General features: G+C 65.6%; 6 protein-coding genes. All 6 read right to left on the bottom strand.

Annotated features, from left to right (window positions below; all coding sequences use genetic code 11):
* Positions 1 to 104: 104 nt before the first annotated feature.
* Positions 105 to 575, bottom strand: coding sequence for a type II secretion system major pseudopilin GspG (gspG, locus tag AX735_RS18725; protein ID WP_066283314.1), 471 nt, complete (start codon positions 573 to 575; stop codon positions 105 to 107).
* Between the two features lie 11 nt (positions 576 to 586).
* On the bottom strand, positions 587 to 1795 hold the full coding sequence (gene gspF, locus AX735_RS18720; protein ID WP_066283312.1) for a type II secretion system inner membrane protein GspF: 1209 nt from the start codon (positions 1793 to 1795) through the stop codon (positions 587 to 589).
* Positions 1788 to 3281: a type II secretion system ATPase GspE gene (gene gspE, locus AX735_RS18715; RefSeq protein WP_066283316.1), complete on the bottom strand. Its 1494-nt coding sequence runs from the start codon at positions 3279 to 3281 to the stop codon at positions 1788 to 1790. Before gspE ends, gspF begins: the two co-directional genes overlap by 8 nt.
* A 92-nt stretch (positions 3282 to 3373) precedes the next feature.
* Positions 3374 to 5569, bottom strand: coding sequence for a type II secretion system secretin GspD (gene gspD / locus AX735_RS18710; RefSeq protein WP_066283310.1), 2196 nt, complete (start codon positions 5567 to 5569; stop codon positions 3374 to 3376).
* Positions 5566 to 6474, bottom strand: coding sequence for a type II secretion system protein N (locus AX735_RS18705; protein ID WP_082751191.1), 909 nt, complete (start codon positions 6472 to 6474; stop codon positions 5566 to 5568). The genes gspD and AX735_RS18705 overlap by 4 nt, the downstream gene beginning before the upstream one ends.
* 196 nt (positions 6475 to 6670) lie before the next feature.
* On the bottom strand, positions 6671 to 9288 hold a 2618-nt coding region (locus tag AX735_RS18700; protein ID WP_066283304.1), incomplete at its 5' end, for a TonB-dependent receptor domain-containing protein.

Below are 9288 nucleotides of genomic sequence, written 5' to 3'. Positions count from 1 at the left end.
TGCCCCTCCACCATTTGCTGCGCAAATGGTCCCCCTCCCCCAGCAAGCTGGGGGAGGATTTGACAAGGGTTGGCCCCAGCAAGCTGGGGGAGGACTTATCAGGCTCAAGCCCCATCGGCCGTGATGTCCGCATTCTCCGCCTCGCCGCCCGGCGCGCCGTCGGCGCCCAGCGAATAGAGGTCGAACGCGCCGGTCGTGCCGGGGCTGACATATTGGTACGGGCGGCCCCAGGGGTCCTGCGGCAGCTTCTTGATATAGCCGCCGCTGCGGTACCGGCCCGGTTGGGCGAGAGTCGGCGGCGCGGTGACCAGCGCGTTCAGCCCTTCCGCCGTGCCGGGATAGGCCAGATTGTCGAGCCGGTACATTTCGAGCGCCTGCGACAAAGTCGCGATGTCGCTGCGCGCCTTTTCGGTCATCGCCTTGTCCTGGCTGGGCAGCACGTTGATGACGACGATGGTAGCCAACAGGCCGATGATGAAGATCACCACCATCAGCTCGACCAGGGTGAAGCCGTTGGCGCGTTTGCGGGTTTCGCGGCTCAGGCGCTTCAACAGCAGGGTTCGGATGTTCAACATGGGGTCTTCCTCTAGAGTCCGGTGAGGTTCTGAAGCTGCAGGATCGGCAGCAGGATCGACAGGATGATCAGCGCGACCGCCCCGCCCATCACCACGATGATCGCCGGTTCCAGCAGCGCCATCGCGGTGGTCGTGAAATTGCGGAACTCGCGCTCCAGATAATCGGCGGCGCGCTCCAGCATGATGTCGAGCTGGCCCGCGCTTTCGCCGCTCGCAACCAGATAGACCAGCAGCGGCGGGAACGTGCCCGCATTGCGCAGCGCCGCAGACAGCGAACCGCCCGAGCGGATCGCCTCGACGGCCTGTTCGAGCGCCTCGCGCAGCACGCTGTTGCGCACGGTGCGGGTGGTCAGTTTCATCCCCTCGAGCAGCGGCAGGCGGCTCTGCACCATGGTCGCGAGCGTGCGCGCCAGCCGTGCGGCGTTCATGTCGCGGATCAGACGGCCGATAAAGGGCAGCTTGAGCAGCAGCGTATCGACGCGGTACTTGAACGGCGGTACCTTCATCGCGCGCCAGAAGGCGACCCCTGCGAGCAGCATCGCCGCCAGGATCGCCCACCACCAGTCGGCGAGGAACGCCGAGATACCGATGACGATGCGCGTGATCAGCGGCAGCTGGGTCTGCGCATTGTCGAACTGCTCGACCACGCGCGGCACCACCGAGATCATCAGCCCCGCGACCACGCCCAGCGCCACCAGCGTCAGGATGATCGGATAGGCGAGCGCCGAGATGAGCTTGCCGCGCACCTCGGCCTGCTGTTCGAGCAGCATCGCCAGCCGCTCGGTGATGACGGGCAGCGAGCCCGAGCTTTCGCCCGCGCTGATCATCGCGCGATAGAGCGGCGGGAAGCTGCGCGGTTCACGCGCCATCGCCTCGGCGAGCGACTGGCCCTCCATCACCCCGCCATGCACGTTGATCAGCACCGCGCGCGCATTCGCCTTCTCGGTCTGGCGGCTGATCGTACGCAGCGCCTCTTCCAAGGGGCTGACGCTCATCAGCGACGACATCTGCCGGGTGAACAGGGTCAATTGCTTGGGGCTGAGGCGCGCGGTGGCGTCGCGCGACAGCAGCGGCTTGCGCGGCGGTGCAGGCGAGACCGCGACGATATGGAAGGACTTTCGGATCAGCGCGGCGCGTGCCTGCGCGTCGGATGCGGCCGAAATGCGCCCTTCCCGCTCGCGCCCGGCCGCATCGATCACCCGATAGGCAAAGTCAGCCATCGATCATTTCGGGCGGAACTGGCTCGGCCTCGCGCCGGGAGATGCGGATCGCCTCTTCCGCCGTGGTCTGGCCCGTCCGCACCAGCTCGCGCGCGGCGGAGCCGAGATTCGGCGCATTGAGGAAGGCGTGCCGCGCGATGATCGCCTCGTCGCCATTGTCGTTGATCAGGCGTCGGATCGTCTCGTCGACCCGCACCGCCTCGAACACGCCGATGCGCCCGGCAAAGCCGGTATGATTGCACGCGTCACAGCCGACGGGGCGATAGACCACGGTGCCCTTGTCGAAGCCAAGCAGCGAGGCGAGCGAGCCATCGGCCTGGACCGGCTCGCGGCATTCGGGGCACAGCCGCCGCACCAACCGCTGCGCGACGACCGCGCGCAGCGTCGAGGCGAGCAGGAACGGCTCGATCTTCATGTCGCGCATGCGGGTGATCGCGCCGATCGCATCGTTGGTGTGCACGGTCGAAAGCACCAGATGCCCGGTGAGCGACGCCTGGACCGCGATTTCGGCCGTCTCGTGGTCGCGGATTTCGCCGATCATCACCACATCGGGGTCCTGGCGCAGGATCGCGCGCAGGCCCGCGGCGAAGGTCAGGCCGACCTTGGCATTGACCTGGGTCTGGCCGACGCCCTCGATCGCATATTCGACCGGGTCCTCGACCGTCAGCATGTTGCGCGAACCGTCGTTCAGCTGCTTGAGGCACGAATAGAGCGTTGTCGTCTTGCCCGATCCGGTCGGGCCGGTGACCAGGATGATGCCATTGGGCTCGGCCAGCGCATCGGCGAGGATCTTGTGGGTGCGCGGGCTCATGCCCAGCAACCCCAGATCCATGTTCGCATTTTCCTTGTCGAGCAGACGCAGCACCACGCGTTCGCCCGCGCGGCTGGGCAGCGTCGAGACGCGCACGTCGAGCAGCTTGCCGCCGATGGTGAGGCCGATGCGCCCGTCCTGCGGCACGCGGCGCTCGGCAATGTCGAGCCGCGCCATCACCTTGATACGGCTGACGATCACCGGCGCGACATTAGGGGGCATGCGCAGCTTTTCCTGCAGCACGCCATCCATGCGCATGCGGATGACGAGGCCGGTCTCGTACGGCTCGATATGGATGTCCGACACGCCCTGGCGCGCGGCCTCTGCAATCACGCCGTTGATCAGGCGGATCGCGGGCGCATCGTCTGCGCTGTCGAGCAGGTCCTCGGCGCTGGGCAGGTCGCTTGCCAGCAGTTCGAGATCGCCGCCATCGATGTTGAGCGAACTCGCCATCGCCGCGGCATTGCCATCGACCGCATAATGATCGGACAGATAGCGTTCGAACTGCGCCACTGGCGCGAGCTCGACATCGAACGGCATCGCGAGATAGCGCCGAACCTCGAGCAGCGCGACCGGGTCCGCGCCTTCGCGCAGCGCGACCTTCAGCCGCCCATCGATTTCGCCCAGCATCACCACGCCATTATCGCGGGCAAAGCCGTAGGGAATGTCGAGCATCACCCGGGTCAGCGTGCGTTCGACAGCGGCTGGCTGCTCGGCATCAACGGCGGTGTCGGCGGCTTCGTCCGGCGCATCGCCCTTGCGGATGATCATGGCTGGCCTCCGGTTGGCGGGAGTTCCTGCTGCTGCTGCTGCGCTGGCTGGCTGGGCGGCAGCGTCGTGCTGTCGATCGGCGCGGTGCCGGGCATGGCGCGCGGCGTCACCACCTGATCGTTCGGCCCGGCGGGCGGCGCAACCGGCACGTTCGCGCCGAGATATTCAAGCACGATCTTGTCGAGCGACGGCTCGGCCTTGGGGTCGAACTCGATCTGCGCGGCACGGACATAATTGTAGCGGCGCGCGGCGATCGCCTGCGCGTCGGCAGCGGTGCGCAGGATCGTCGGGCGGATGAACACCATCAGGTTGGTCTTGGTCCGCTGCTTGCCGCGCGACTTGAACAGCTCGCCCAGGATCGGGATGTCGCCGAGCAGCGGAATCTTCTGGAGCGTGCGCCGCTCGTTATCGTCGAGCAGGCCGCCCAACGCGATGATCTCGCGGTCCTTCACCGTGACCGTGGTCTTCACTTCGCGCTTGTTGATGATGAGCTCGTTGAAATCGTCGCTGACGGGGCCGACGATCGAGCTGACCTCCTGGCGGATGTCGAGCTTGACCTGGTTGCCCGCATTGATCTGCGGCTTCACCTCCAGCTCGATGCCGACATTCTGGCGCTGGATGGTGCGGAAGGCATTGTCGAAATTGTTCGACAGCGCCTCGCCGGTGCTGATCGGGATTTCCTGGCCGAACAGGATCGATCCCTTCACATTGTCGTTCACGGTCAGCGACGGCGTCGACAGGATGTTCGATTCGCTGTCTTCCTGCACCGCGTTGATGATCGCGCCGAGCACGCGGTTACTGCCGATATCGGCGGCAAAGCCCGAATAGCCCCCGCGCGCACCCAGGATGCTCTGCGCTGCGTTCTGGCGCAGCAGGTTGCCCACCGCGCTGTTGTTGCTGGTGGTGACGGTGTTGCCGTTGATGACCGTGGTCGTCTCGTCGAGTTCGTCGGCGAGCAGACCGCCCGCGATATCGAGAATGTTGGGCGTGACGTTGCTGAACGGCGTGACCAAGAAGGGGATGTCCTTGCCGCCGATCAGGAACTGCACGCCGAGCTCGCGCGCGACGCGGTCCGAAATCTCGACGATGATCGCCTCGACCAGCACCTGTTCCTGGCGGATGTCGAGCTGGCGCACCAGTTCGGCGAGCGAGCGCTGGACATCGACCGGGGCCGAGATGATGACCGCGTTCGCGCCCTCGTAACGCGTGATGATCGCCTGGCCGCGCCCGTTGGAAAGCGCCACGGCACCGCCGACCGGGGCCGACGCTGCGGCAGGGGCAGTGCCGTTCGCAGACGGTGCCGCCGCCGGGGTCGCCGACATCGGTGTGACCGCGCCGCCACCCTGCGCGCCGACCATCATCTGCAGCACCGGCACCAGCTGTTCGGCATCGGCATAATCGAGCCAGATCACGCGGATCTCGCTGCCGTTCGCCGCGCGCGCGTCAAGCTCCTTGGCGATCGCGGTCAGCCGCGCGACCGTCGGCGCATCGCCGCGCAGCGCGACCGAGTTGCTCGAATCCACCGCGACCACCGACACCAAGGGCGCACCACCGCCGCCTTCCGCGCCGCCGCCGGGCGCGGGGGCGAGCTGCTGCAGCGTCATCGCGATCTCGCGCGCGCCGGCATGGCTGAGCGTGATGACCTGGGTCGTCGCATTGTCGCGGTCGATCTGGCCGATCAGCGCACGGATGCGGCGGATATTGTCGGCATAATCGGCGACGACCAGGCTGTTGCCGCTGCGATTGGCGGTGATGGATCCCTCGCGGCTGACCAGCGGACGCAGCGTCTCGACCGCGGTGGTCGCATCGATCGCGCGCAGGCGGAACACCTCGGTGACGAACTCGTTCTGCGCGCCGCGGCTGCCGACCCGGCCCGGCGCGGACGCCGCGCCATCGGTCGGCTGGATGCGATAGGCGCCATTGGCGGTCGGCACCGCGATGAGACCGTTGGCGCGCAGCGTGGAGAGGAACACCTCGAAATATTCGCTGCGGCTCAGCGGCCTATCGGTCACCACCGATACCTTGCCCTGCACCCGGCCATCGATGATGAAGGTGCGCCCTGTCACCTGCGCCGCATCCTCGATGAACGCGCGCACATCGGCATCGCGCACATTCAAGCTGTGCTGCGCGGCTGCGGGCTGGGCGAATACGAGGGCGACGCCCAACGCGAAAAGGGAGATGTGTTTTTTCATTTTTCCGGAATGATGATCGCGATGGGAAGGGTTTCGGTGCCGCGCTCGACCTGCAAGGACAGGCGCGCGCCGGGCTTGAGCTGGCCGGTCAGCGCCGCGGCATCGGCGGCAGAGCTGACCTTGCGGCCGTTGATCTCGACGACGATGTCGCCGGCGCGAAAGCCCGCCTGGGCAAAGACCGCGCCATCGCCCTTGGGGGTGACGGCAAAGCCGGTCGCGCGGCCATTTTCCATGCGCGGGGCAAAGCCGATGCCGGCGGTGATCGCCTCAGCATTGAGCGGGCCGGGCGCCTGGACGACGGGGGGCGGAGCGGCACCGGCCGCAGGAGCGGCGGTCATCGGCGCATCGCCCACGGTCTCGGCAGGCACCGACTGGTCAAGGAACAGGCTTTCGCGCGTCCCGCCGCGTTCGAGCACGACATGGTCGAACAGCACCTGCACCAGCTTGACCCCGGGCGAGACCTCCTCGCCCACCGCATAGCTGCGCTGCACCCCGTCCGAGCCCGCGATGATCGCACTGCCACCACCCGACGCCTCGTTCATGCGCAGGCCGTAGAGCGTCAGATCGAGCGAGGTGACCGCTGCGCTCGCCTCGCCGCCCCCGGCAGCGGCGCGATCGAAACCGTCGAAGCTCGCAAACAGCGCGGCACGCGCGGCGGGCGACATCACGTTCGCGGTGCGCGCCTGCCAGTCACCCAGCGGGGCGATGGGCGTGACGATCGTCCAGACGAGCCGGGCAACCTGGATGATCAGCGCCAGCACGAGCAGCGCGCGCAGCCAGCCATAGAGACCCTGCGGAAGAAATCTGGTCCAGCCGCCCTGCTGCCCCTGAAACCGCGCGAGACGGAAACGGGATAGCGAAGCACTGAGGCCGGTCTGCGCGCCATTCTGGGCCGCTGATGCCACGAATCACTCCCCGCTTCAGGCCGATCCCCATGGCCTCGCGATGCTGCTAGGCGCAGCCCGTGACGGTTGGATTACCAGTTTGTGACAGATATTTGAAGGTGATGCTGCGCAGCCCACTGGGCGCGAACGAAAAAGGGGAGCCGGCGCACTGGCCGCCTCCCCCTTTCATGGTCCTGATGGGCGGACGCCCGTACGATCAGAACTGCAACGAAGCGCTGATCTGGAAGCCGCGGCCGATCTCATAGGCGTTGTTGAGGATCAGCGAGCGGTTGAGCTGCTGGAACTCGACATAGTCGGTGCTCAGCAGGTTGCGCGCCTCGAACTTCAGCTCACCCGTCCGGTTGAACAGCTTGAAGCCTTCGCGCCAGACGAAGTCCAGCCGCGGGCCGGTATATTCGACAAAGTCGGGCTGGCCGGCCGGACCGCGATTGGTGACGCGGTTGCTGTTCCACGACAGCAGGATGGTCTGCTGCGACAGCCGCTCGCCGGTGCTTTCCATGCCGAACTGGATGTTGGCGATATGGTCCGACTGGCCGGTCAGCGCAAAGCCGCCGGTGCGGAAGATGGTCGAAGCCGCCACCATCGCGCCGCTCAGCGGGTCGGCGATCATGTCCTGCGCGGTCACCTTCACGTCCGAATTGGTATAGGTATAGTTGGCTGCGATCAGCATCCGGCGCTCTTCGAAGAACGTGCCGCCCAGATCGATCAGATCGAAGAACTTCACCAGCTCGATTTCCGCACCATAAAGCGTCGCCTTGGGTGCGTTTGCGAAGGTGGTGAAGAAGTTGTCGCCCTGGCGGAAGCCCAGATTCTCGATCGGGTCCTTGATGTCCTTGTAGAAGATCGCGGCGGTCAGGCGCTGGTCACGCTCGAAATACCATTCGAAGCGCGATTCCAGGTTGATCAGGCGGCTGTTCTTCAGGAACGGGTTGCCGAAGAATGTGCGGTCGAATTCGAGGTCGAGATACTGCTGCGGTGCCAGTTCGCGGAACTGCGGGCGGGCAATGGTCTTCGACGCAGCAAAGCGCAGCTGCATGTTCTCAGCGAGGTTCCAGGTCAGCGTCGCCGCCGGCAGCCAGTCATCCTTCTTGATGTTGGTCGGAACCAGATTGGCGCTGCCCAGGCCGAACAGGTCGAGCGGCATCACGAACTGGTCGCCGTCCTCGTAGCGGACACCCGCCTGGAGGCGCAGGCTGTCGGCCAGCTCTGCCTCGAACTGCAGATAGCCGGCATGGACTTCCAGCCCGGCGTCATAGGCCGCCGCACCGTTCGAACCCGAGGTTTCGAACAGGCGCACATCGAACGTATAGACGTTGAAGTCCGACAGCAGGAAATCGGGACGCTGCTGCGACACGGCAAAGGGCAGCGGGCCCTGGCCGCTCAGGAAGCGGAAGTCGCGGCGGATCGACGTACGATCGTTCTTGTAATAGGCATAGCCCGCCGTGAAGGTGATCGGCACGCCGATATCGGTCTCATAGGCCAGATCGACATTCGCGCCGTAGACATTGTCGTCGAGGTCGCTGAACGCGATGCGCGCGCCCTCGCCCGCCGACTGCAGGTCGTTGACAAAATCGTTCGCGGCGGCGCTGAACGTATAGTCGAAGGTCCGCTCGTACGGCGCTTCGCGCTGCGAATTGGCATAGCTACCACGGAAGTTCAGGCGGAAGTCGTCGAACTTCATCTCGCCGACAAACTGGGTGTTGATCAGCTGACGTTCGAACCAGGTGGTACGGCTGCGATTGATCAGGCGCGTGTCGGTAATGCGCGCATCGATGCCTTCGCGGATCGAGGCGTCCTTCACCGTGTCGCGGATGAACACGTTGGTCCATTTGAACTTGTGCTCGCCGACATCGGCCGTCACGCCAAACAGGCCGTTGACGACGATGCGGTTTTCCGTCGTCAGATAATTGAAGTTGATGTCCGGCAGCAGCGCGTCGACACCATTTTGCGGCACGATGCCCTGCGAGATCTGCTGCACGCCGCCGCGCGTACGCCAGGTGTTGTTGATGCCGGCTGCACCGACAATGCCGATATTGACGTCGCCCACGAGGAAGTTGGTCGCACCGCTGAGCTGGCCGGAGAAATTGACCGGAATGTTGTTGTTGCGCTGAATGAGCGAGGTGTTGGCATTGGCCAGGCTCGCGGTCAGGTCACGCACCTGCGCGGCGGTGAAATTGGCTCCGGCGGTGATGGGATTGCCCGAAGCGAACGCATCGCGCAGGTTGCGCGGGAGCGTACGCGCGCCATTGTCGAAACCGGTAAAGTCGGTCGACGAACCGAAATAGGTATAGCCGACCTCGCCGGTGGTGATCGTGTCGCCGCCGGTGCTGAACTCGATCTTGAAGAACGGGTCGCGCGGTACCGACTTGGTGGTGAGGTTGATCGCGCCGCCGCCGAATTCGCCGGGATAGTCGACCGAATAGCTCTTCTGGATGGTGGTTGAGGCGATGACGCTGGTCGGGAAGATGTCGAGCGGCACCGTGCGGCGCAGCGGATCGGGCGAGGTCAGCGGCGATCCGTTCATCAGCGCGAGCGAATAGCGCTCGCCCAGGCCGCGGACGAACACGAAGCGGCCGCCGACGACGCTGAGGCCGGTCACGCGCTGGAGCGACCCGGCAATGTCGCCATCGGCGGTGCGGGCAATGTCCGCCTCGCTCAGCACAGAGACGACTTCGGGGGTCGATTTGATCACATTGGGGATGAAGACACCGCGCACCACGATTTCGCTGTTGCCGCCGGCACCCGGACCCGAAATCTCGATATCGTCTTCGGCCGGCACGTCTTCGGCCGGGGCATCGGCAGCGGGTGCGGCGG

Origin of the sequence: Blastomonas sp. CCH1-A6 (assembly GCF_001556365.1) — a bacterium.
Taxonomy (GTDB): Bacteria; Pseudomonadota; Alphaproteobacteria; order Sphingomonadales; family Sphingomonadaceae; genus Blastomonas; species Blastomonas ursincola.
Note: the sequence above shows the minus strand (reverse complement) of the source record. Positions and strands in the feature narration are given on the sequence as shown.

Coding starts and splice junctions, on each gene's coding strand:
- gspG (WP_066283314.1), bottom strand. CDS start 575: ATGTTGAACATCCGAACCCTGCTGTTGAAGCGCCTGAGCCGCGAAACC.
- gspF (WP_066283312.1), bottom strand. CDS start 1,795: ATGGCTGACTTTGCCTATCGGGTGATCGATGCGGCCGGGCGCGAGCGG.
- gspE (WP_066283316.1), bottom strand. CDS start 3,281: ATGCTCGACATTCCCTACGGCTTTGCCCGCGATAATGGCGTGGTGATG.
- gspD (WP_066283310.1), bottom strand. CDS start 5,569: ATGAAAAAACACATCTCCCTTTTCGCGTTGGGCGTCGCCCTCGTATTC.